Annotated in this window: 23 protein-coding genes; 9 read left to right on the top strand and 14 right to left on the bottom strand. The window is 71.3% G+C overall.

The genetic code is table 11. The annotated features are described in order from the left end of the window. Positions 1–15 precede the first annotated feature (15 nt). From ABS78_RS08785 to ABS78_RS08770, 4 genes are all read left to right on the top strand, one after another. A complete protein-coding gene (locus tag ABS78_RS08785) occupies positions 16–1,740 on the top strand; it encodes an ATP-binding protein (protein ID WP_293377258.1) in 1,725 nt (574 codons plus the stop codon). After that, positions 1,737–2,450: a response regulator transcription factor gene (locus ABS78_RS08780; protein ID WP_293377255.1), complete on the top strand. Its 714-nt coding sequence runs from the start codon at positions 1,737–1,739 to the stop codon at positions 2,448–2,450. Before ABS78_RS08785 ends, ABS78_RS08780 begins: the two co-directional genes overlap by 4 nt. An 83-nt stretch (positions 2,451–2,533) precedes the next feature. Next, positions 2,534–4,258 (top strand): DEAD/DEAH box helicase, encoded by a 1,725-nt coding sequence (locus ABS78_RS08775; protein ID WP_363082940.1) that lies wholly within the window; start codon positions 2,534–2,536, stop codon positions 4,256–4,258. Between the two features lie 146 nt (positions 4,259–4,404). Beyond that, positions 4,405–4,605: a hypothetical protein gene (locus tag ABS78_RS08770; RefSeq protein WP_293377253.1), complete on the top strand. Its 201-nt coding sequence runs from the start codon at positions 4,405–4,407 to the stop codon at positions 4,603–4,605. A 7-nt stretch (positions 4,606–4,612) separates the two neighbouring features. On the opposite strand, the gene ABS78_RS08765 is transcribed toward ABS78_RS08770, so the two are convergent. Further along, on the bottom strand, positions 4,613–5,446 hold the full coding sequence (locus ABS78_RS08765) for an MliC family protein (RefSeq protein WP_293377250.1): 834 nt from the start codon (positions 5,444–5,446) through the stop codon (positions 4,613–4,615). A 5-nt stretch (positions 5,447–5,451) separates the two neighbouring features. Further along, a complete protein-coding gene (locus ABS78_RS08760; protein ID WP_293377247.1) occupies positions 5,452–5,655 on the bottom strand; it encodes a hypothetical protein in 204 nt (67 codons plus the stop codon). A gap of 218 nt (positions 5,656–5,873) precedes the next feature. Here ABS78_RS08760 and ABS78_RS08755 point away from each other — a divergent pair, with 218 nt between their 5' ends. Continuing rightward, a complete protein-coding gene (locus ABS78_RS08755; RefSeq protein ID WP_293377244.1) occupies positions 5,874–6,953 on the top strand; it encodes a hypothetical protein in 1,080 nt (359 codons plus the stop codon). A 25-nt stretch (positions 6,954–6,978) separates the two neighbouring features. Here the strand turns inward: ABS78_RS08755 and greA are convergent, their stop codons facing one another. Beyond that, a complete protein-coding gene (gene greA / locus ABS78_RS08750) occupies positions 6,979–7,458 on the bottom strand; it encodes a transcription elongation factor GreA (protein ID WP_293377241.1) in 480 nt (159 codons plus the stop codon). Between the two features lie 111 nt (positions 7,459–7,569). Between greA and ABS78_RS08745 the strand changes: the two genes are divergently transcribed. Beyond that, entirely contained in the window at positions 7,570–8,472 is a 903-nt protein-coding gene (locus ABS78_RS08745) for an EamA family transporter (RefSeq protein ID WP_293377238.1), read from the top strand. 247 nt (positions 8,473–8,719) lie between these two features. On the opposite strand, the gene ABS78_RS08740 is transcribed toward ABS78_RS08745, so the two are convergent. Continuing rightward, positions 8,720–9,406 (bottom strand): GNAT family N-acetyltransferase, encoded by a 687-nt coding sequence (locus ABS78_RS08740; RefSeq protein ID WP_293377234.1) that lies wholly within the window; start codon positions 9,404–9,406, stop codon positions 8,720–8,722. 152 nt (positions 9,407–9,558) lie between these two features. Between ABS78_RS08740 and ABS78_RS08735 the strand changes: the two genes are divergently transcribed. Further along, positions 9,559–9,912, top strand: coding sequence for a hypothetical protein (locus tag ABS78_RS08735; RefSeq protein ID WP_293377231.1), 354 nt, complete (start codon positions 9,559–9,561; stop codon positions 9,910–9,912). A 292-nt stretch (positions 9,913–10,204) separates the two neighbouring features. Here ABS78_RS08735 and ABS78_RS08730 read toward each other — a convergent pair whose 3' ends face one another. The 5 genes from ABS78_RS08730 to ABS78_RS08710 form a co-directional block, all read right to left on the bottom strand. After that, complete coding sequence (locus ABS78_RS08730) at positions 10,205–10,978, bottom strand: EthD domain-containing protein (protein WP_293377228.1); 774 nt, start codon at positions 10,976–10,978, stop codon at positions 10,205–10,207. 24 nt (positions 10,979–11,002) lie between these two features. Beyond that, on the bottom strand, positions 11,003–11,773 hold the full coding sequence (locus ABS78_RS08725; protein ID WP_293377225.1) for a glucose 1-dehydrogenase: 771 nt from the start codon (positions 11,771–11,773) through the stop codon (positions 11,003–11,005). Positions 11,774–11,851: 78 nt separating this feature from the next. Further along, a complete protein-coding gene (locus ABS78_RS08720) occupies positions 11,852–12,220 on the bottom strand; it encodes a hypothetical protein (RefSeq protein WP_293377222.1) in 369 nt (122 codons plus the stop codon). 37 nt (positions 12,221–12,257) lie between these two features. Next, positions 12,258–13,082 carry a thioesterase family protein gene (locus ABS78_RS08715; RefSeq protein ID WP_293377219.1) on the bottom strand — a complete coding sequence of 275 codons (825 nt, stop codon included), beginning with the start codon at positions 13,080–13,082 and terminating at the stop codon, positions 12,258–12,260. A 236-nt stretch (positions 13,083–13,318) separates the two neighbouring features. Next, positions 13,319–14,230: a hypothetical protein gene (locus ABS78_RS08710; RefSeq protein WP_293377216.1), complete on the bottom strand. Its 912-nt coding sequence runs from the start codon at positions 14,228–14,230 to the stop codon at positions 13,319–13,321. 184 nt (positions 14,231–14,414) lie between these two features. On the opposite strand from ABS78_RS08710, the gene ABS78_RS08705 reads away from it, so the two are divergent. Then, positions 14,415–15,344 carry a serine protease gene (locus tag ABS78_RS08705; RefSeq protein WP_293377213.1) on the top strand — a complete coding sequence of 310 codons (930 nt, stop codon included), beginning with the start codon at positions 14,415–14,417 and terminating at the stop codon, positions 15,342–15,344. An 88-nt stretch (positions 15,345–15,432) separates the two neighbouring features. On the opposite strand, the gene ABS78_RS08700 is transcribed toward ABS78_RS08705, so the two are convergent. After that, on the bottom strand, positions 15,433–16,077 hold a 645-nt coding region (locus tag ABS78_RS08700; protein ID WP_293377210.1), incomplete at its 3' end, for a hypothetical protein. 175 nt (positions 16,078–16,252) lie between these two features. Next, positions 16,253–16,726 carry a GatB/YqeY domain-containing protein gene (locus ABS78_RS08695; protein WP_293377207.1) on the bottom strand — a complete coding sequence of 158 codons (474 nt, stop codon included), beginning with the start codon at positions 16,724–16,726 and terminating at the stop codon, positions 16,253–16,255. Between the two features lie 627 nt (positions 16,727–17,353). On the opposite strand from ABS78_RS08695, the gene drt2 reads away from it, so the two are divergent. Continuing rightward, complete coding sequence (gene drt2, locus ABS78_RS08690) at positions 17,354–18,628, top strand: antiviral reverse transcriptase Drt2 (RefSeq protein ID WP_293377204.1); 1,275 nt, start codon at positions 17,354–17,356, stop codon at positions 18,626–18,628. Positions 18,629–18,713: 85 nt separating this feature from the next. Here the strand turns inward: drt2 and ABS78_RS08685 are convergent, their stop codons facing one another. From ABS78_RS08685 to ABS78_RS08675, 3 genes are all read right to left on the bottom strand, one after another. Continuing rightward, positions 18,714–19,028, bottom strand: a complete 315-nt coding sequence (locus ABS78_RS08685; RefSeq protein WP_293377201.1) for a hypothetical protein — start codon at positions 19,026–19,028, stop codon at positions 18,714–18,716. A 198-nt stretch (positions 19,029–19,226) separates the two neighbouring features. Continuing rightward, positions 19,227–19,949 carry a guanylate kinase gene (gene gmk / locus ABS78_RS08680; protein WP_293377198.1) on the bottom strand — a complete coding sequence of 241 codons (723 nt, stop codon included), beginning with the start codon at positions 19,947–19,949 and terminating at the stop codon, positions 19,227–19,229. A 177-nt stretch (positions 19,950–20,126) separates the two neighbouring features. Continuing rightward, positions 20,127–21,023, bottom strand: coding sequence for a YicC/YloC family endoribonuclease (locus tag ABS78_RS08675; protein ID WP_293377195.1), 897 nt, complete (start codon positions 21,021–21,023; stop codon positions 20,127–20,129). Positions 21,024–21,187 lie beyond the last annotated feature (164 nt).

Raw genomic sequence — 21,187 nt, 5'->3', positions numbered from 1 at the left:
TATAATGACGCCCGCATGGCCCATAACCGCCCTATAATTGACCTCTCCGCCCCAGGCGCCACCCTGACGCCGTCCGCGCCCCCCAAGCTTGCGGACCCGTCGGCGATCGCGTCGTGGCGTCCCCATGGCCGCGGCGCGTCGCCGACACCTTCGAACCCCGGATCGTCCGAGCTGCAACCGCCCGAACCCCTGCCCGCTGAACCCCTGCCCGCTGAACCCCAGCCCGACGAACCCCAGCCCGCCGAGCAGAACCCGACCATCCCGAAACCGCTGGTGAGCCGCCTGCAACGCACTTTCACCCGCTATGCGCTGGCTGCGGCCTTCGTGGCGGCCTCCACGGTCGTCGCCGAGATCATGTACCGGACCAGCGAGAATCCGCGCCTGTCGATGGCGTTTCTCGCCGGCGTGCTGGTGACGGCCTACGCCCTGGGCTCGGGACCGGCCTACGTCGCCGCCGGCCTCGCCTTCCTCAGCTACAATTTCTATCTGGTCGAACCCCGGTTCATCTTCTCGTTCGAGTCCGAGGATTTCGTGACCCTGGGGGTCTTCCTGGCGGTCGCCATGCTGACTGGCAACCTGACCGGGCGCGTCCGCGACCAGGCCGCGCGCGCCGAGGCCCGCGCCAGGACCACCGACGCCCTCTTCCGCGCCACCCACGAGTTCTCGGCCCTGTCGGACGAGCCGGTGATCCGCGACCGGCTGGCCCAGCACCTCGCCACCGCGGCGCGCGGGGAGGCGTTCGTCGGGTCGGGCGACGACGTCCGCGCCTGGCCCGTCCAGCCGACCCCGCCGCAGGCCGTCCTCGACGCCGCCGCACGGCTGGAGGGCGAGGCCGGCGAGGCCGCCTGGAGCATCGGCGCCGGCGAATGGGTGGTCCGCACCCTGAGGACGGGGGGCCAGTCGCTGGGTGTGGCGGGGTGGCGCAGCAGCGCCGAGCATCCACTGAATTCCGACGAACGCACGCTGCTCGAGATCCTCACCGACGCCGGCGCCGCCGCCCTCGCCCGCGCCCGGCTGAACGCCGCTCGCGCCGAGGCCGAGGCCCGCGCCAAGACCGAGGACCTGCGCAACGCGCTTCTTTCGTCCATCTCGCACGACCTGCGTACGCCGCTGGCCGCCATCCTGGCCTCCGCGTCCAGCCTGGAGCAGTTCGGCGAGGGCTTCGCGCCCGGCGTCCGTGTCGACCTGGCCGCCACCATCCGCGAGGAGGCCGAGCGGCTGGACGCCTTCGTCGCCAACCTGCTGCACATGAGCCGCGTCGAGTCCGGAGCCCTGGCGGTCCAGGCCACGCCCTTCAGCGCGGCAGAGGTGATCGACCGCACCGTCGGCCGTCGGGCCCGGGTGCTGGGGGGACGCACGCGCGTCCACACGCCGCCCGACCTCGCCGAGATCCTGGGCGACCCTGTGCTCTTCGAACAGGCCCTCGGGAACGTCGTGGAGAACGCGCTGCGCCACACGCCGCCCGACGCGCCGGTGGATGTCCGCGCCTGGCGCGAAGGCGGCGACGTCATGGTGGAAGTGGCCGATCGCGGCCCCGGCGTCTCGCCCGACGAGACCGATCGCATCTTCGAGAAGTTCGTCCGCGGCGCCGGCGCGGCGAAGCGTCCGGGCGTGGGCCTGGGCCTCTCCATCGCCCGCGGCCTGACCGAGGCGATGGGCGGCGGCGTCTCGGCCCGCAACCGGCCCGCGCCCGAAGGCGGGCTTGTCGTCACCTTCCGGCTGCCGGCGGCCACGTCGTGAGCGCTGCGATCCCACCCCAGTCGGGCCGGCTGCTGCTGGTGGACGACGAGCCGCAGATCCTGCGCGCCCTGACCCCGGCCCTCAACGCGGGGGGGTTCGAAGTCGAGACCGCCACCACCGGCGAGAGCGCCATCGCCCGGATGGCCGCCGAACCCTGCGACGTCGTGATCCTCGACCTCGGCCTGCCCGACATGGACGGCAAGGAGGTCATCCGGCGCATCCGCGACTGGTCCGAGACGCCGATCATCGTCCTGTCGGCCCGCGACCTGGAGCAGGAGAAGATCGACGCTCTCGACCTGGGGGCCGACGACTTCGTCAACAAGCCGGTCGGCGTGGGCGAACTCCTGGCCCGCGTGCGCGCCAGCCTGCGCGGCCGCGAGCGGCGGTTCGCCGCCAGCGCGATCCTTCGCACCGGCGATCTGGAGGTGGATTTCGCCGCCCGCCAGGTCCGCATCCTGGGCGAGGAAGTCCGCCTCACGCCCCGCGAGTACGACCTCCTTCGCACCCTGGCCCGCCATGCCGGGCGGGTCGTCACCCATCGCCAGATCATCAGCGCCGTCTGGGGCGCGGGCGCGATGGTCGACGCCCAGTTCGTCCGCGTCCTGGTCGGCCAGCTCCGCCAGAAGATCGAGGCCGAGCCGTCCGCGCCCCGCAACCTCCTGACCGAGCCCGGCGTCGGCTACCGCCTGCGCGCCGAGGACGCAGACTGACGAAACGGCTTGCCTTGGCGTCGTCGGGGCGCCAAGGACGCGCGCTTCGCCCGCCGCCTCCCGGCGGGGCCACAGGTTTCCCCATGCCGTTTCCCGCCACGCACCCTGCGCTGGCCCGCGCCCTCGAGGCGCAGGGCTACCGCGAACCCACGCCCGTCCAGGCCGCCGTCCTCGAAGCGCCCGCCGACCGCGACCTCCTGGTCTCGGCCCAGACCGGGTCGGGAAAGACCGTCGCGTTCGGCCTGGCCGCCGCCACCGCCCTTCTGGGCGAGGCCGCCGGCTTCGACGCCGCCGGGGCGCCGCTGGGCCTCGTCATCGCGCCGACCCGCGAACTGGCGCTCCAGGTCGCGCGCGAGCTGGGCTGGCTCTACGCGCCCGCCGGCGTCCGCATCGCCACCTGCGTGGGCGGCATGGACCCGCGCGCCGAGCAGCGCGCGCTGGCCGCCGGCGCGCATGTGGTCGTCGGCACGCCGGGCCGCCTGCGCGATCACCTCGAACGGGGAAATCTCGACACCTCGGCCCTGCGCGTCGCGGTGCTCGACGAGGCCGACGAGATGCTCGACATGGGCTTCCGCGAGGACCTGGAGGCGATCCTCGACTCCGCGCCCGCCGAACGCCGCACCTTCCTGTTCTCGGCCACCATCGCGCGCGAGATCGCCGCGCTGGCCCGGCGCTACCAGCGCGACGCCCATCGCATCGACACCGTCCGCCGCGACGAGCCCCACGGCGACATCGCCTACCGCGCCGTCCGCGTCGCCCCCACCGACGTCGAGAACGCCGTGGTCAACATCCTGCGCTTCTACGAAAGCCCCGGCGCCCTGATCTTCTGCGCCACCCGCGAACGCGTGCGCCACCTCTATGGCAGCCTGCGCGAGCGCGGTTTCGCCGTCGTCCAGCTCTCGGGCGAACTGTCGCAGAAGGAGCGGTCCGACGCCCTCCAGGCCCTGCGCGACGGCCACGCGCGCGCCTGCATCGCCACCGACGTCGCGGCCCGCGGCCTCGACCTGCCCGAACTCGGCCTCGTGATCCACGCCGACCTGCCGGCCGGGCCGCCCGCCCTCCTCCACCGCAGCGGCCGCACGGGCCGGGCCGGGCGCAAGGGCGTCTCGGTCATCATCGCCCCCCATCCCAAGCGCCGCCAGGCCGAGCGCCTGCTCCAGGTCGCCGGGGTCGAGGCCGAATGGTCGGGCCCGCCCCTGCCCGAGGAGATCCGCGCCCGCGACGAAGCCCGCCTCTTCGACGACCCCGCCCTGGCCGAGCCGCCGACGCCACAGGATCTCGAACTGGCCCGCCGCCTGCTCGAACGCCGGGACGCCGAGGCCGTCGCCGCCGCGCTCGTCCGGCTCCATCGCTCGCGCCTGCCCGAGCCCGAGGACATCCTGCCCGATCGCGGGCCCGATCGCGGCGACAAGCCGCGTCCCCTGCGCCCCGAGCGCCAGGCTCAGATCGACTCCGCCGACGGAAGCTGGTTCCGCCTGCCCATCGGGCGCTCCAAGAACGCCGACCCCAAGTGGCTGGTGCCGCTCATCTGCCGGCTGGGCCACGTGACCAAGAAGGACATCGGCCTCATCCGCATCTTCGACCACGAGACGAAGTTCCAGATCGCCAGCGACGTGGAGGGCCGCTTCCAGGACTCGGTGCGCGCCGCCGCCGACGCCGGCGAACTCCGGATCAACCCGTCCAGCCCGCCCGGCGCCGCCCCCGAGCGTTCGCATGCCGAGCGCGGGCGTCCGGGACGCCCTCCGCACCGGCCTCGCGCCCCCGACGTCAAGGGCCCGCCGCCGCGCCGAAAGCCCCGAAAGACCTGAGTCGCCGGGCGTCCCGCGCGGATCGTCCGGCCTGCGGCGACCTGACCGCGCCCTGACCGTGCACGGAGGCTTGGTGGCGCCTGGGACTCACGTTCTTTTGACGGCGGGGCCAGTCTTTCTGGCGGGGCCAGCCAGCGGAGCGGAGAATGTCTGACGCCACCTATGTCGCCTTCGTGCCGGCGGGCATGAGCGCCAAGCTGCGATCCGTGCTTCAGGCCGAGGACACCGGCCAGCTCTCGTGGCGCGAGCGCAAGCTGCTGTTCGGCAGCGAGTTCTACTTCTCCGGCCCGCCCAAGCTGGCCCGCGCCACCCACGCCTACATCAGCGAGTGGGTCGTCAGCCACTGACGCCCGGCTAGCGCCGCGTCGGCCGCACCTCGATCGTCTCGATCCGCCAGCGCAGCTGGTCGGCCGTCGCGCCCGGCACGTCGTTCACCCGCCGCAGGGTGGCCTGTCCCGACGCGTGATATTCGGGTCCGCTGGCGTAGCGGCCGTACAGCACGACCGGAACCCTGACGAACGTCGAGCCCGCCGCGCCCTCGGCCGGCCCCGGCGCGCCCACCAGCGCGCTCAGCCGCGCGAAGGCCGACAGATCTTCGGGCGTCCCGTCCGTGCGCAGCCGGCCGGTCTCGGCGCCCCGACCGCTCTCCACCAGCGCGTAGTACTGCTCCACCACCGTCGCCGCGGCCTGCGGGCTGTCGGGCGCCGCCGGCCGCTCGTCCAGCGGCGTGCGATCGTCGGGCAGGCCGCCCGGCGTTCCGGGCGCGGGCGGCTCCACCGGCGCCTGGGCGGGCGGCACGCATGCGACCCCGGCCGCCGAGGCGATGTCCTCGCCGGGCTTCAGCGGCGCCAGGCTGGCCTCGTCGCCCTTGGTCCACCACTGCACGCCCTGGCCCACATAGCGTGCGCCGCTGGCCGAGATGGCGATCTTCAGGGCCTGCTCGCCGGTCTCCAGCTTCAGCCGCGCGGTCTCGGTGTCGGGGTAGAGCGCCCGCACGATCCGCCCGTCCGCGCAGACATAGACCCGCCAGCCGTCGGCGCCCTGTGCGGCGCCGGCCGGGGTCGCGTCGGAACTCGCATCCGCCGGGGTCGCGTCGGCCGGAGGCGCCTCCCGCGAGCACCCCCCCAGCGCCGCCAGTCCGACAACGGCGAGCGCGGCATGGCGAAGGAACAGCGGGGGCAGCGACATGGGTCTCACCTCTTCATCCAGGGCTTCGACTTGGACTGCGACCGCGCCGCGGCTTCCCGCTCGCCGTCGCCGCGCGCCCGGCCCGGCGGCCCGCCCCGCCCGGAATCCTGGGCCGCCTTCTTCAGCCGCAGCGCCCGCTGCATCGGCGTCTCGTCCCGGGGCGCCTGTTCGTCGGGGGATGATGCCTGTTCGTCTGGGGATTCGGTCATGGGGCTCCGGCCTCGGCGGCCCGTCGCGGGCGCCTCCGGCGAGCTTAACGCGCGAGCCGGGCCTTCGAAACGGAAACAACCGCGCAACAACGGCGCCCTACCAGCGGTCGTCGAGCACGCCCTCGACCGCTCCTGCGTTGCCGCAGGCGGAAACGGGTCGTAGACTCGGTACGGACCGGCCGGCCACAGGCGCCGCCGGCGACATTGGGGAGATTGTCGTGCAACGCGTCGTCATCGCCGCCTTCGGCGCCATGCTTCTTGCCGGCGTCGCCGCCGCGCCGCTCGCCGCGGCCGCCCAGGATGCTCGCCCGACCAAGGCCGCCGCCAAGCCCTGGAAGACACCCCGCAACGCCTTCGGCCAGCCCGACCTGGCGGGGACCTGGACCAACGCCACCCTCACCCCGCTGATGCGCCGGCCGCAGTTCCGCGACCAGCTCAACTACACCGAGGACCAGGCCCGCGAGATGGAGGCCAACGCCGAGCGCGAGATCGAGGAAGGCAACGAGGACACCGATCCGAACGCCCCCGCCGAGCATCGCGCCGAGACCACCAACGTCCGGCCCGAGTTCGCCGCCGCGGGCGGCGACGTGGGCGGCTACAACCGCGGCTGGCTCGACCCGGGCAGCCGCGTCATGCGCGTGAACGGCGAGCCGCGCACCTCGCTCATCACCACGCCCAACGGCATGCCCCCGGCCCGCAAGGCGGGCGCGCCGGCGCCGCCCCGCTTCGGCGGCGAGGCCTTCGACAGCTACGAGGCGCGGTCCCTGGGCGAGCGCTGCATCATGTCGTTCGGCCGCAACGCCGGCCCGCCGATGTTCCCCAACGGCTTCTACAACAACAACTACCGCATCGTTCAGACGGCCGATTCCGTGGTCATCGAGGTCGAGATGAACCACGATCTGCGGATCGTCCGCCTGGGCGGCCAGCACCGCACCGACGGGGTCCGCGCCTACATGGGCGACTCGATCGGCCGCTGGGAAGGCGACACCCTGGTGGTCGAGACCATCAACCTGCCCCAGGCCCAGCACTTCATGGGCTCGTGGGAGAAGCTCAAGGTCGTCGAGCGCTTCACCCGCGTCGGCAAGGACCGCCTGCACTACGCCTTCACGGTGGAAGACCCCGACCTCTGGGACAAGCCGTGGGGCGGCGAGTACGAGTTCTCCCCGATGGACGGCGAGATCTACGAATACGCCTGCCACGAGGGCAACTACGCCCTGCCCGGCATCCTGGCCGGCGCCCGCGTGGAGGAAGCAGAGAAGGCCAAGGCGGCCGCCGCCACGCCGCGCGCGCAGCCGTAGCCGCCACCGGCGGGGTCGGTCCCCCTCAGGTCACCCCGACGATCTCGATCTCGGCGCCGTTCACGGCGACCGCATCGCCCACGCGCCGCCCCAGCACCGCGCGCGCCAGGGGCGAGACGTACGAAACGCTGCCGCGCGCCGGATCCGCCTCGTCCTCGCCCACGATGCGGAAGCGCTGGCGACGTCCGTCCTCGCGTTCGATCTCGACGGTCACGCCGAACTGCACGCGGCCGGGCTCCGGTTCGGGCTGGGTGAGCTGGGCGCTGGCCCGCCGCTGCGACCAGTAGCGCAGGTCGCGCGTCGCCCTCGCCATGGCGGTGCGGTCGCCGCTGATCCCGCCATCCGCCTGGGCCTGGGCATAGGCCGCCTGCGCCGCCGTCAGTTCGGCCTCGATCGCAGCCAGCCCCTCGGCCGTCACCAGGTTGGGATGCGGCGAGACGGGACGGTCCGGCAGGTCCGCCGCCCGCGCCTCGTAGTCCTCTTCCCGGGTGAACGCGACCGCCATCCGGGTAGCTTAGGCCTCCGGCGCCCGAAACGCCACGGCCGCCCTCTTCCCGCGGGGACTCGCCGGCGTCATGGTCGGGACGTCGATTCCCCCCGGCGGCCGGAGATGTGCGTGAGCCCGGAAAAGCCCCGTGCGCTCGCCCTCGCCCTGCCGGTGGCGGGCGTGGTCGCAGCCACCGCGTCGTTCCAGGCCGGCGCGGCGCTGGCCAAGGGCCTGTTCCCGGCGCTGGGGCCGCAGGGGACCGTGGCGCTCCGCGTCCTGCTGGGCGCGCTCATGCTGGTGGCGATCGTCCGGCCGTGGCGGCGCTGGCCGCGCGATGCGCCGCGCCTGCCGATCCTCGTCCTGGGCGCGGCCACAGCGGGCGCCACGCTTTTCTTCTACCTGGCCATCGGGCGCGTGCCCCAGGGCGTCGCCATCGCGCTTCAGTTCCTGGGGCCGCTCGCCGTGGCCGTCGCGGGCTCGCGCCGCGCCCTCGATCTGGTCTGGACCGCCCTGGCCGCGGCGGGGGTCTGGGGACTGGTCGGCTCGGGCGCCGCGGACGGCGGGCGCCTGGATCTTTTGGGCGTCGCCTGGGCCCTGGCCGCGGCCGCCTGCTGGGCCGCCTACATCGTGTGGGGCCGGGCCGCCAGCGCGGCCTACGGCGCCGCCACGCCGGCCGTCGCCCTGGCCATCGCCGCCGTCATCGTCACCCCCGTCGGGGTCGCCCACGCCGGCGCGGCGCTGCTCCGGCCCGAACTTCTGCCCCTGGCGGCCCTCGTGGCGCTGATCTCCACGGCCATCCCGTTCACGCTGGAGATGTACGCCCTGCCGCGCATGCCGGCCCGCACCTTCGCGGTCCTGACCAGCCTGGAGCCCGCCTGGGGCGCGCTCTTCGGCCTGGTCCTGCTGTCCGAGGTGCTGGCCCCGCCCCAGCTCGCGGGCGTCGCCGCCGTCATCGCCGCCGCGGCCGGCGCCGCCCTTTCCAGCGCCCCCCGACCCGGCGCCCCGCAACGCCAATCGCCGCCGCCGAGCTAGCGGGTCGCCAGGCCAAAGGCCGTTGGGGACCCCAACGGTGAGAAGAGCAGGATGTCGCACAACCCTCCTCCCCCGCCGGGGGAGGGGAACCCTGCGCAGCAGGGTGGAGGGGGCTTCGCCGGAAGCGCCGAGCTTGAGGTCATTCCCCTCCACCGCCCTGCGGGCGCTCCCTCTTCCGAACGGCCGAGAAGGAACGGCGCCGCACCCTCCCGCGTGTCCAGAAGCCACCACAAGTCCCTGGCAGCTTCTAGGACGCGGACAGCATCGTCATCACCAGCTCCCGCCGCACGCGGAAGCCCAGCGCCTCGTACAGCCGGTTCGCGCCCGTGTTGCTGGCGTAGGTGTGCAGCATCGGCGTCTCGCCCCGCGCCCGCATCCCGGCCATCGCCGCCCGGATCAGCTCCGCCGCCAGCCCCCGGCCTCGGAACGCCGCCAGGGTGCAGACCCCGCTCACCTCGGTGAAGCCCGGGACGCGCATACGCTCGCCCGCCATCGCCGCCAGCCGCCCGTCGATCCGTACGCCCAGGAAGCGTCCCAGGCTGGGCGTCCGTGCGAAGAACGGCCCAGGGCGCATCGCCTGCGCCAGCGCCACCATCTCGGGCCAGTCCGCCGGCGAGAGTTCCACGATGTCGACGCGGGCCGCCGCGCCGGCGTGAATGGCCGACGCCTCGGCCACCATCTGGAGGCAGATCGCCTCGGACACCACCGTCAGCCCCGGCGGCGCGGTCACGGGCCGGGGCTCCACCAGCGCCGTCTCCCCGTGCGCGCGCACCAGCGCGACGAGGTCGGCCGTCGCCTGCGCCTCCCCGTTCGCCGTGGCGGCGAACAGCCCGACCTCGGGCCGATATCGCACGGCCGCGCCCGCCGCCACGGCGACGCCCGCCTGCGGCCCCGTCAGCGCCGACCATACCGGCCGATCCAGGGGATGCTCCATCCCCCGCACATAACGCGGCGCCCGGTCGACGTCCCGGTCCTGTTGGTCCCGAGCGGCGCCACCCGCTCGAGGCGCCCAGGTTCGCCGGACGCGCGCGCTCGCAAACAGGCCGCCATGTTCCAACCCGCCGCCGGATCGCCTATCACCGCGCCATGTCGTCCGTGATCGTCTGGGCCGGCCGCGCCGCCCTGCTCGCCGTGTTCGCCGTCGCCTTCGCCGGGGCGATCAACCCGCGCCACAACGCCGCCGCCAACGTCCCGCCGCCCGACGTGATCGAGCATGTGGCCTTCGGCTACCTGCTCACCCTGTTCTCGATCGTCTCGCTGCCCAGGGTCAGCCCGTGGTGGATCGGCGGCTTCTTCCTGGCGCTGGCCACCGGCTTCGAGATCGCCCAGGTCTTCGGCCTGGTCTCGGGGACCTTCCAGTGGAAGGACATCGCCGCCAACGCCGGCGGCGTGCTGGCCGCCCTCGCCCCGCTGGCCCTGGGTCGCTTCCGGCGCCGCTGAGCGCCCGCAAGTGCGCGCGCCTTGCCGGCGCCGCGGTGAACTTTCGTTAAGGTCAAGTCCGGCGCCGCTGCACGGTCGTATCGCTGGCCATGCTGCCCGTTCACCACGCCACGATCCCGTCCGCCCTCGCCCCGCTCGCGCTTCCCGGCTGGGTCCGCGCCGCCTGCGACACCGCCCGCCGACACGCTTTGGAGCCGCCGCGTCCCACCCTTCGACCCACGCCGCAGGACGTCCTGGAAGCGCACCGCCTCGCCCGTCTGCGACACGGCCTCGTCCCGACCTGACGCCCGCGTCACCGCGTGTGGTCGAAGATCACGTGTTCGCGTGTGAGGAAGCAGCGCGAGGCGTCCATCTGCACGAACCGGCGCTCGTCCTCGACCAGCGCCGCCCCGCCGCGGCGCCCCGCTTCGGTGGCGCCGCCGGCTTCCAGGTCGGCCGCCGAGTTCATCCAGACCTCGGTGATCCCGTCCAGCGGCGGCGCGAAGCCCCGCGCGACCCGGAAGCCCTCGTTCAGCGGCGGCGCGATCGTGTGGCTCTGGACGTACCTGGCCATGTGGAGCGGCTCGGCGAAGCTGCGCACCAGCGGCCCGTGGTCCTTCAGCCACGTCTCGTGGCACGCCGCCTGGGTCAGGTCGCGCCGTCTGGCGAGCAGGTACGTCACCTTCAGCGCATCCGGCCCCGGCCCCGCGCCGCCGGTGCGGTCGAAGATCTCGTGCTCCTTCGTCAGGAACACGGTCGAGCCGGCGAAATCGATGAACCGCGCCTCGTCGGCCGCCAGTTCGGCGCCTGCGGCGGCGCCCTCGGGCGTCGCATAGGCGGCCCGGAAATCCTCCAGCGAGTCCCACCACACCTCGGTGATCCCGTCGGCCGGCGTCCGCATGCCCCGCACCGCCCGCATCCCTTCGTTCGCCGGATGGTCGACCAGATGGCTCTGGACATATTTCCGCATGCACAGCGCATCGGCGTGCTTCGCCACCAGCGGGCCGTGCCGGTCCCGCCAATATTCGGAGAAGGCCTCGCGTGACAGCTCCGGCCGCCTGGCGATCACATAGACCAGCTTGATCATCGCCCCATCTCCCGGCTCGCGCCCTCACATCGCCGTATAGCCGCCGTCCACCACCACTTCGGACCCCGTCATGAAGCTGGACTCGTCCGAGGCCAGGAAGACGATCGCGTCGGCGATCTCGCGCGGAACGCCCAGCCGCCCCAGGGCATGGCGCGAGACGATCAGGTCCCGTCGCGCGTTGCCGTCGTCCGCCTGCTGCAGGACGTTCTGCACCATCGGCGTCTCGATGAACCCCGGATGCACCGAGTTCACCCGCACGCCCACCGGCGCCAGCTCCAGCGCCACGGCCTTGGTCAGCATCAGCACCCCGCCCTTCGAGGCGCAGTAGGCCGCCGCGCCGGGCAGGCCCACCTTGCCCATGATCGAAGAGAGGTTGACGATCGAGCCGCCCCCCGCCGCCGCCATCACCGGCGCGACGTGCCGCACGCCCAGGAACGTGCCGTCCAGGTTGATCGCCATGATCCGGCGCCAGCCCTCCAGGGTGGCCTCCAGGATCGGCTGGCCGCCGCTGGCGACGCCGGCCGAGTTCACCAACGTGTCGATCCGGCCGAACCGCTCCACCGTCCAGGCTGTGACCTCGGCCCAGCGCGCCTCGTCCGTCACCTCATGCACGAGAAAGGCCGCGCGCCCGCCGGCGGCCAGGATTTCGTCGGCGACGCCCTGGCCGGCCTCGGCCTGGAGGTCGGTCAGCACGACCGCCGCGCCCTCGCGGGCCATCCGCCGCGCGCTCTCGGCGCCCAGTCCCGAGGCCCCGCCCGTGACGAGCGCCACCTTGCCGTTCAGCCGGCCCGCCATCCGCATCTCCTCCCGCGCCATCTCTGCGGATGGCCGGCGGTCAGCGAACGGCGCCCGACGCGGCGTCAGGCAAGCGCCTCAATGCCCGCCTTCGACCCACGGCACGCCCGCGGCGTTCAGGGCCTCGGCCAGCGCCGCCTCCAGGTCCAGCGCCTCCCACGCCCGCATCGGGTTGAGATGCGCGGTCAGGTCGGGCAGCAGCCGCACGCCGAAGCGCCGCACCGCGCCGCTGGCCTTGTAGCCGGCCTTGTGCTGATCGAAGCGCACGTCCGGATCGCGCGAGGTCTGGCCGACGTAGAGGCCCCAGGGGTCGTCCCGCCGCGGGTCCTTCAGCAGGACCACATAGACCGAATGCCCGGCCCGCCGCGTCCTGCGGGTCGTGGCCTGCAATGTGCGCGCCGCCGCCGCCGCCGCATCCATCCAGCGAGGTCCGGGATCATGGAACATCCGGGCGGATTGCAGGCTGGCGGGGACGTAGCGGCGCCTACTCGGGCGGCTGCCGCCGCGCCGGCCGGTACCAGGCCAGTTGCTCGCTGGTGGCCAGCAGCTTGCCGTCGCGGCTCCAGTAGCTGGACCGCTCGTCCGCGGCGCCTCCGCCGCCCACGCGGCCCTCGCATTCGATCAGCAGGTAATCGTCGCCGATCGCCGCGATCTCCTCGGCCGTGGCGTGCAGATAGACGGTGAGCGACAGCGTCGTGTTGTTGATCGGAGAGGCCAGGCCGTAGAGCGCCCGCGGCGCCGAGTTGTCGGTCACCATGCCCAGCAGCGCCTTGTCCCACGGCCCCCGGCGCGACCGCACCCAGGTCAGGGAGTGCGAAGTCTCGGAAGGCTCCGGCGGGAAGCGCTCGGACGTACGCCGCTCGAACGCCTGCGCGCCGAAGTGCCGCGACCCGATCGGGCTGTCCGGGCTGGGCAGGCTCTCGGGCGGCGGCGCATCGGGCATGCGCGCGAAGGCGAAGCGCGGGGTGTCGGGCCGCCGCGCCATCGTCACGATCGCGTGGACGCCCACCTCCTCGACGCCCGCGGGCCTCAGTTCCACCTCCCACACGCCGATCGAGCCGCCCTGCCGCAGCCTGCGGGTGCGGACGTCCAGTTCGCCGGCCGGCAGGGCCGCGGCGTAGGTCAGGGTGATCGACAGGGGCTCGCCCGTCGCCTCCGGCTCGGCCTCCATCACCCGCACGCACAGGCCGATGGCGTAGCCGCCCCAGAGCCCCCCGCCCATGTTGCGCCATTCCGGCCCGGCCAGGGTCGTCCAGCGGCCCGGCCCCGCGGGGGCCAGGATCATCGTATGCGTCTCGGTCGCGATCATGCGGGGCTCTCTATCCGCCAGCCCCCACGTCAGGGAAGCCGTCTCCCGCCCGGCGACGTTCCATCCCGGCAGAACTGTTCTGCGAAATCGCGCAGTGCGAACGGCCGCGCCGCGCCCCAATTAGGCGGGGAACAAGGATCGACCCCCATGATGAACCTCGCCCTCTCGCTCGTCACCCTCGGCTGCACGCTGGTCATGGCCATCCCGATCGTCGGCCCGATGTTCCTCTAGGGGCCTCAGCCCGCTTCGGCGTAGCCCGCGTACGAGTTCTTCATCGTCGCGTGGTTCAGCAGCATCTCGGCCACCTGTTTCTGGCCCTTCGCGTCGAACACCCGCGTCCGCACCCAGTAGGATTCGGTCCGCTTGCTCTCGGCCAGGGCGGCGATCTCGCGGCGCAGCACATACTCCTCGCCCACGAACAGCGGCCCGTCGATCACCCGGATCTCCTGGTCGGCGAACAGGCCCACCGCCGGCCCCTTCACCGGGAACGCCGCCTCGCGGCTGGTGTATTCGAACAGCACGCTCAGCATCTCGAACGGGATGATCGCCCGGCCCCACGGCGAGGCCTTGGCGTCCGAGTACCAGGGCGAGGTCTCGGTGATCGCCGCCAGCTTCTGGTTGAGGCTGAAGGGATACAGCGCGCCCATGTTCTGGTCGGGGTCCATGCGCACCCGCTCGTCCTTCGCCCCGGTCATCCCGACCTTCAGGTCCTCCAGGATCAGCAGCTTGCCGGGCGGCCTGAGCGCCGCCATCCGCGCCTCCAGCAGGGTCGGGCCGCCGGTCCCGACGCTGGCGCTGGCCTCCAGAACCGGCGTACCGTCGGCCTTCTCGGCCCAGGCCCGGGTCGAGGTCGCCCCTTCGGCCGGAACCTCGGCGAAGGCGCGGACCTTCTCGCCCTCGACCACCATGTTCAGGAAGTGCGACGAGAAACAGCCGCGCTCGAACCAGTCGCGCCCCCAGATCTTCGCCAACAGCGGCTGGAACTGCGAAAAGTGCGTCGGCCCCTCGATCGGTCCCGCCCGGAAGCCCAGCTTCTCGGCCATGGCGTCGTCGTGGATCGACGAGTGCCCGCCATATTCCTGGTCGGCCAGCATCTGGCGCGGTTCGCGCAGCGGTCCGGCGAGGCTCAGGGGCGTGTCGAAGCTCATGGGGGCGTCTCCTTTCCGCCCATCATAGAGCGGTTTCCCCCTTGGCCAAACAACCGTTTGAACCGCCGCGGGCGCCGAACCGCCACCTTGCCGCCCCGCTCGCGCCGAAGGTATCGACTGTTCTCCAGGGATCGTCGGCGCGATCCGCCCGTTTCGCCGACGGGAAAGCGGGGGAAGGAGCAGCATGAGCGAACTCATCGACCTGATCCACGCCACGGTCCGCCTCGAACAGGCGCGCGGCGGCGGCGTGAGCACCGTGGGCACCGGCTTCGTCCTTTCGGCCACCGACGCCGACGGCCGCCCCCAGACCATCCTCGTCACCGCCGACCATGTCTTCAAGCGCATGCCGGGCGACAAGGTGAAGGTCGGCTTCCGCGTGGCCGGCGACGACGGCGCCTGGCGCTACGCCCCCGTCAGCGTCCGCATCCGGGGCGCCGAGGGCGAGCCGCTGTGGACCGCCCATCCGATGCAGGACGTGGCCGCCATCGCCCTGCCCGAGGGCGTGCCGCGCGCCGCCGTGCCCGTCGCCCGCCTGGCCACCAGCCAGACGGTCAGCCGCCTCGACCTGGAGCCCGGCGACGAGATGATGGTGCTGGGCTATCCCCAGGGCTTCGCGTCCAACTCGGCCGGTTTCCCGATCCTGCGCTCGGGGCGGGTGGCGTCCTATCCGCTGTCCCCGCCCGCCCGCTATCCCACCTTCATGCTCGACGTCTCGGTCTACGGCGGCAATTCCGGCGGCCCGGTCTACGTCGTCCGCTCGATCAACGGCCGCCCGCCCGAGGTCATCCTCACCGGCGTCCTGACCCAGGAGTTCCGGATGAACGACAACCGGCTCGAGATCGGCAACGTCACCCAGGCCGCCTACGTCGCCGAGACCCTGTCGCTGATGAAGGGCGCCGCCACCGCCGAGGTCACGCCCGCCACCGGCGTCCTGCCCCAGGCCGACCCCATGCCCTCGGCCGGCGGCGTCGAGCCCACGGCGGGCCAGCGCCTGCGCGAGGGCTGGAACGACCTGATGGTGGACATCGGCGTCCTGGCCCGCCGGGCCTGGATCGTGGCCCGCGAGACCGTCCTGGGCTGGATCACCCCGGCGCCCCGCCGCGCCGGCGCCTGACCGGCCGGCCGCGCTATACCCCCAGCGCCCGCCGCCGCGCCGCGGCGGCCAGCCGCTCCAGGTCGGCCTCGGTGATCTCGCCGCGCANGTCCTCGCCGCCCCCAGCGCTCCCGTCGGCCGACCCGTCCGCGGCGGCCGGCGGGTCCTGCGCCTTCAGCGTCCCATAGGTCCGCGGCGCCAGCTTCGCCACGCGGTACTTCAGCGTCTGGATCTTCAGCCGCGCGGTCTTCACCGTCTCCTCGTCGGCCTCGCAGGCGATCCGCCAGGCCAGGTCGAACAGCCGCTCGGCCTGCCGCTCCCGCGCCTGGGCGTATTCGGCGCGGAACCGGGGCCGCTTGCGCAGCCAGGCCATCACCGTGGCGTAGGCCGGCATGTCGCGGGCGGCGCACACCTCGTCCAGCCCCCGCCCGTCCTCCAGCCGCGACAGCACCTCGCGCGCGATCTTCCAGCTCCAGCGGTGCACCGCCCGCCGCCCCGGCCCGTGCGCCCGCTCGGCCGCCGCCTGGGCCTCGGCCACCAGCCCGCCCAGCGTCGGATCGGTCTCCAGCCAATAGGCGATGGTCGCCCTGGGCGGCAGCGTCGGGCACCGGCACGCCTCGGCCATGCTCTCGCCCGCCTCCAGCCGCCGGCACAGCGTCAGCACCGCCGTCAGCTTCCGCTGGTAAGACCTGCGCTCATACGACTTCGGCCCCGGGCGCCGCCGCGGGGCCGGCGCCTGGCTCGTCCCGGCCATCGCCCGTTCCCTGGAATGTGTGAGGAAATGTATGAGGAGCGGCCGCGCGCGCACCGCGCCAGCCGAGTTGAAACGCTACCTCAACGCGGGCGCAAAGTCAAGAACATTTAGGGAACAAAAATCCTTTGCGGAGGGCGCAGGCACGGCTCAGCGCCCCACGGCGGGGGGCCTTCGTTCAACCCCTGGCCAACACGCTGGCGGCCTTGCCGTCATACCGACCGCCGAAGCTGGTCTTCAGGTAGGCCATGATCGTCCCGACGTTGGCGTCGGGGTTCCTGGCCCGGAAATCGTCGATGACCTCGCGCAGCTCCGAGTCCGTCATCTGCTTGGGGCTATAGGCGGACAGGATCGCCAGTTCGGTTTCGGCCGCCCGGGTGCGCGCATCGACCTTCGACACGTCGCCCCCCGCTTCGCTCAGGCGCGCGCGCTCGCTCGCCAGGTTCTCCAGCGTCAGCTTCGTATTCTTCAGGAATTTCGCGACGGTCGCGGCGACCTTGTCCTCGGTGACGTCCGTCACGCCGCGCTTGAACTCCTCGGTCGTGATCTGCGTCGCCTCGCCGATCAGCGTGCTGAGCAGGTCCGCCTTCAGACGGTCGCCCACCTTGCGCGCCGCGAGCTGGTCGGCCCTGAGCTCGTCGAGCAAAGCCATATCGCCGTCCTTTCAGTTCACTCTATCCGGTCGTGCCGTCGTCGGGGGAGAAGACCGCCCTTCAACCGCGGCCGCGCCGCAGGGCCACCGTAGCAGGCTCCCCGCGATATCCGCGTCGGTATTCCGTCAGCCACGCGCCAGTTGCGGGACTCGGGATTGTGCCTCTGAACGGACCCTCGGCATCCCCATACGCACAGCTTGATCATGTGCATGGGCGTAATAAATCAAACACTTAGTTGGTTTCGCGTGCCCTGTGTGACACCGCTGTGCGTAGCAGCCTCCGCGCCCGCCGCAAACAAGCATGACGCCGCGCCGCGACTCGGATACGATTGCGCTAACAGAAACTTCACCATTCGTTACGGCTTGGCCTTTGTGCGCCGCCACGAATCAGGCAGGCTGCGCCTTGCCTGGGGGAGCTACGCTGGTCTCAGGGGTCTTTGGTTAAGGATCGCAAGGACGAAGTTGCCGATGGCGACTGCGCACCTGCACCAGATCGCAACTTGCCCGATGGGCATGGTGTGGTCTCCGTGACCGGCGTCGTGATTGTACGACATGCTGTTAGAACCGTGGTCGGCGAAAGCCGGAACATAGCCGCAAGGCTTCAAGTTGGCGGGGGTAGTTAAAGGGTTGAACGGCACCCACCCCCGCCGCGTAACCTCAAAACGCCCACGACCCCGCCGGTATGCGCACTTTGATACGCCGCTAAATGAGAAGGCCCTGGCCACCTTTAAGGTATCAGCGGATGAGGTGGCGACGCGTTCCTTCCTGCCACTCCTCGGCTACACCAAGGTTGAGCGCAGGATGGACTTCAGCGGGGACTTTCCCGCCCTTGCCCCGAAAGAACGCCAGATCAGATACGCGGGCCATGCAGATTCCGCGATCTACAGCCTCTACGCCGCCGATCTCGCCAAGCTGTACGACGCCGAACTTCAGCGGCGAGGGCTGGGCGGTGTCGTCCTCGCTTACCGCAGCGGCATCGGTAACAACGTCAACTTCGCTAAAAGCCTCTTCGATGAAGTGATCGAGCGTGGCGACTGCGTAGTGGTATGCCTGGATGTTTCCAAGTTCTTCGACAACATCTCGCACGCGATCTTGAAGGCAAACCTCATCGGCTTGCTGGGCGGCTCGAAGCTGCCGAAAGACTGGCTCAAAATCTTCATCCGGCTATCCAACTACGAATACGTCACCAAGGAAGACCTTGGGCCGGTAGTTGGGAAGATACGCAAGCGCCACATCTGCGACGTGGAGACTTTCCGAACGAAAGTGCGGCCACTCATAAAGAAACATGGCGCAGATCATGGAATACCCCAGGGCACCCCCCTCTCAGGACTTTTCGCCAACATCTCGATGCTCGGCCTTGATGAGCACGCCCACCGTGTAATGACTGATCTTGGCGGGAGCTATCGCCGCTACAGTGATGACATTGCCCTTGTCTTTCCAGACGCGGCGCAGGTGGCGTCGGCGATGGACGGTATCACTCAAGCTTTGCTTGAGCACCACCTAGCGATAAACGAGAAGAAAACTTGCACGTCCCACGTTCAACAGGTGGGAACGATGCAGACCGTCACAGGCGACGACCTTCAGTATCTCGGCTTTACCTATGACGGCAGGCGCATCCTTGTCCGCCCCGGAAGCATGACGAACTTCTACGCCCAGATGAAACGTGGCATCCGCCAGTATATCAAGGGCGCGAAGAAGAAGGGCGTGGCCGCCGATGCAATACGGAAGCGCGTTCCGATTGGCAGATTTACGCACTGGGGCGATGATCGGAACTTTGTCCAATACGTCTATAAAGCATCGGAGATCATGAAGTCTCCCGAGATGAAGCGTCAACTACGACGACACGTGCCGATCTTTGACAGACAGTGGGCGAAGATGATGACTAAATACTACGGCGTTTAATTTGGAGACCTGAAAACAGCGTGCTTACGAGAGGCGGCACCCTGTCCAACTAAGGGCAGCAGTTACCCCGTAGGGGGGCGATCCCCTAGTTTCCGGCCTGATAGACACCAAGGGCCACCAGCGCAGCGCCGCCGAACAACTGCCATGCCGAGGCGTCGGGACGGGTGAGCAGGTAGACGCCGAAGCCAACCATCATCGCACCGGCCACGCGGGATCGCTTGGCGTCCCTCATAGCCTTCCGATCAACCTTCGCCTCCTTCACCTCTTGGCTATCCCGGTAGTGATCGACGCCAGCGGCGGCCTCGAAGTCCAGTTCGATGCTGCCATCATGATGCGTGTAGCTGCCACCCAACAGGGCGAAGCGGCGGTGTATACGCTGGAGCAAGGTCAGGTTGTTCATGTCGCCTCCCACACCGATGCTGCCCGCAGCTTGGCCGTTCATACAGCGGCTCAGAAGTTGTGTCTTGCGAGCCCGTCTACGCGCACCCGATTCGCCGCTGCGGAACGCCATCAAACGGGAATTCTGAGCTAGCTGGGGGCGCCACCTAACTTTCGAGCCGGAAGCGGACGTTCCGAACTTCGCCCCAGAGTCACCCCCCTACTTCTGCACCGGCCGCATCATCGTCGTCCGCGGCGGCGCGCCGGTCGCCTCGTGCTCGCCCGCGGCCTCGGCCAGGAGGTCGCCCACGAAGCCGGGCAGCCAGGCGTTGCGGACCGGCTTCATCCGCTCGGCGCGATAGATGTGCTGGAGGTCGGCGTAGGCGCGGTCGAAGTTCTTGTTCACGATGACGTAGTCGTAGCGATCCCAGTGCCGGATCTCCTCCTGCCCCAGGCGCAGGCGCTGATCCATGACCGCCTCGCTGTCCTGGGCGCGGGCGCGCAGCCGCCGCTCCAGGTCGCCCCAGGCGGGCGGCAGGATGAAAACGCGCACGGCGTCGGTGGGCGCGCGCTCGGCCACCTGCTGGGCGCCCTGCCAGTCGATGTCGAAGATCACGTCGTGGCCGGCTTCCAGCGCGGCCATCACCGGGGCCTTGGGCGTGCCGTAGTAGTTGCCGTTGACCGTGGCCCATTCGAGGAAGTCGCCGGCCTCGATCATCGCCTCGAACTGGGCGCGGGTCTTGAAATAGTACTCCCGCCCCTCCTCCTCGCCCGGCCGCGGCGCGCGCGTGGTCGCCGAGATCGAGAGGATCAGGCTGTCGTAGTCGGCCACCAGGGTCCGGGTCAGCGACGTCTTCCCCGCCCCCGCGGGACTGGACACCAGCAGCAGCAGCCCCCGCCGCGTGGTCTCCCAAGGCTTCGAATGATCGTCCGACGGACTCAAGAAAAACCCCCGCTCATCCCGGCGAACACCGGACCTCACAGCGAGCCGCGAAGCGGCTCAATAAAACCACAGAAGACACGGAAAACACTAAAATATCCGATTATCAGCGACGTCGGACGCCGGACTCCTTCCGTGTTTTCCGTGTCTTCTGTGGTTTCCATAGCGGCCTTCGGCCGCCTATTCCACGTTCTGCACCTGCTCGCGGAACTGCTCGATGGCAGCCTTCAGGTCCAGCCCCACGGCCGTCAGGGCCGAAAGCTGGCTCTTCGAACACAGGGTGTTGGCCTCGCGCATGAACTCCTGGGTCAGGAAGTCCAGCCGCCGGCCCACCGCCCCGTCGGCGGCCAGCAGCGCGCGCGCCGCCTCCACGTGCCCGGCCAGCCGGTCCAGCTCCTCGGCCACGTCGGCCTTCACCGCCATGGCGGCGGCCTCCTGCACGATCCGCTCCTCGGTGGCCGCCTCGCCGGCCAGCTCCCTCAGCCGCGTCTCGAAGCGGGCCTTGATGGCGGCGGGCTGGCCGGCGGCGATCCCGCGCGCCTGGCCGGCCAGGTCGCCGATCCGCTCGACCTGGGCGCTCAGCACGGCCAGCAGGGCGCGGCCCTCCTCGCGCCGGGCCGCCAGCAGGCCGTCCAGCGCCACCCCGATGGAGGCCGCCATCGCCGCCTCCAGCTCGGCCTGGGCCTCGGGGTCCAGCCCCGCGTCGTCGGCCTCGATCACCCCGCGCAGGGCGAGCAGGCCGTCCAGCCGCGCGGGCTTCACCCGCCCGGCCGCCACCAGCGGATCGCCCAGCGCCAGGTAGCGTTCGAGCTGTTCGGCGTTCACCCGGACGGCGACCGAGCCTTCGCTGCGCTTCGCCTGCACCCCCACGGTGAGCTGGCCGCGCTGGAACCGGCCCTGCGCCCCCTCGCGCGTCGCCCGCTCCAGGCCGTCGAACCCCGGCGGCCCGCGGAACCGGGTCTCCAGGTTGCGCCCGTTGACGCTCCGCGCCTCCACCGCCCAGCTCCAGCCCTCCCCCTTCGAACCGCCCAGCGCGCCCTCGGCCCGCCCGAACCCCGTCATCCCCGAGATCGGCATCACCCACTCCCTCGCGCCGCAGGCGCAATCAAAGGAACCGCGGAAAACGCGGAAGGACGCGGAAGGTCTCTGCGCTCCCATCCCGGCCTCCGCGCCAGCGGAGGCCTTCCATATCCGAACCGCGAACGAACGCGAACGAACGCGAATAGGCCTCGGCCCGGCCA

Source organism: Phenylobacterium sp. SCN 70-31 (assembly GCF_001724605.1).
GTDB lineage: Bacteria > Pseudomonadota > Alphaproteobacteria > Caulobacterales > Caulobacteraceae > Phenylobacterium.
The sequence above is the reverse complement of the archived record's forward strand: the minus strand, read 5'-3'. Positions and strand labels throughout refer to the sequence as shown.

Coding starts and splice junctions, on each gene's coding strand:
- ABS78_RS08725 (WP_293377225.1), bottom strand. CDS start 11,773: ATGGCGGGCCGGCTGAACGGCAAGGTGGCGCTCGTCACGGGCGGGGCC.
- ABS78_RS08695 (WP_293377207.1), bottom strand. CDS start 16,726: ATGGCTTTGCTCGACGAGCTCAGGGCCGACCAGCTCGCGGCGCGCAAG.
- ABS78_RS08760 (WP_293377247.1), bottom strand. CDS start 5,655: ATGACCGAATCCCCAGACGAACAGGCATCATCCCCCGACGAACAGGCG.
- ABS78_RS08675 (WP_293377195.1), bottom strand. CDS start 21,023: ATGCCGATCTCGGGGATGACGGGGTTCGGGCGGGCCGAGGGCGCGCTG.
- greA (WP_293377241.1), bottom strand. CDS start 7,458: ATGGCGGTCGCGTTCACCCGGGAAGAGGACTACGAGGCGCGGGCGGCG.
- ABS78_RS08705 (WP_293377213.1), top strand. CDS start 14,415: ATGAGCGAACTCATCGACCTGATCCACGCCACGGTCCGCCTCGAACAG.
- ABS78_RS08715 (WP_293377219.1), bottom strand. CDS start 13,082: ATGATCGCGACCGAGACGCATACGATGATCCTGGCCCCCGCGGGGCCG.
- ABS78_RS08685 (WP_293377201.1), bottom strand. CDS start 19,028: ATGAACAACCTGACCTTGCTCCAGCGTATACACCGCCGCTTCGCCCTG.
- ABS78_RS08770 (WP_293377253.1), top strand. CDS start 4,405: ATGTCTGACGCCACCTATGTCGCCTTCGTGCCGGCGGGCATGAGCGCC.
- ABS78_RS08735 (WP_293377231.1), top strand. CDS start 9,559: ATGTCGTCCGTGATCGTCTGGGCCGGCCGCGCCGCCCTGCTCGCCGTG.
- ABS78_RS08785 (WP_293377258.1), top strand. CDS start 16: ATGGCCCATAACCGCCCTATAATTGACCTCTCCGCCCCAGGCGCCACC.
- ABS78_RS08710 (WP_293377216.1), bottom strand. CDS start 14,230: ATGAGCTTCGACACGCCCCTGAGCCTCGCCGGACCGCTGCGCGAACCG.
- ABS78_RS08730 (WP_293377228.1), bottom strand. CDS start 10,978: ATGATCAAGCTGGTCTATGTGATCGCCAGGCGGCCGGAGCTGTCACGC.
- ABS78_RS08720 (WP_293377222.1), bottom strand. CDS start 12,220: ATGTTCCATGATCCCGGACCTCGCTGGATGGATGCGGCGGCGGCGGCG.
- ABS78_RS08740 (WP_293377234.1), bottom strand. CDS start 9,406: ATGGAGCATCCCCTGGATCGGCCGGTATGGTCGGCGCTGACGGGGCCG.
- ABS78_RS08775 (WP_363082940.1), top strand. CDS start 2,534: ATGCCGTTTCCCGCCACGCACCCTGCGCTGGCCCGCGCCCTCGAGGCG.
- ABS78_RS08765 (WP_293377250.1), bottom strand. CDS start 5,446: ATGTCGCTGCCCCCGCTGTTCCTTCGCCATGCCGCGCTCGCCGTTGTC.